This window comes from Staphylococcus sp. GDX8P80P (assembly GCF_017893095.1).
In the GTDB taxonomy this organism is placed as follows: domain Bacteria; phylum Bacillota; class Bacilli; order Staphylococcales; family Staphylococcaceae; genus Staphylococcus; species Staphylococcus borealis.
In genome coordinates, this window is sequence record NZ_JAESMI010000268.1 from 1 (window position 1) to 229 (window position 229).

Sequence of the window (229 nt, forward strand, 5' to 3'; positions counted from 1 at the left end):
AGATAATATTTTTAAAAATGTAGACTTCCCAGCGCCATTTGCACCGATTAACCCATAGCAATTGCCTTCTGTAAATTTAATATTTACGTCTTCGAATAATTTACGATCACCAAATCGTAAACTCACATCAGTAACTTGTAACATGCACTTACTCCTTTATCGTTATTCTAACGGACAAATTATAACATACTTATATCTTTGTTTCGAGCTAATGTAAATGTAAACGTGT

Annotated in this window: 1 protein-coding gene; it reads right to left on the reverse strand. The window is 31.9% G+C overall.

Annotated elements, in window-relative coordinates:
- Positions 1-144: ATP-binding cassette domain-containing protein (locus KA858_RS12730; RefSeq protein WP_210135857.1), on the reverse strand; the 144-nt coding region annotated here is incomplete at its 3' end.
- Between the last annotated feature and the right edge of the window lie 85 nt (positions 145-229).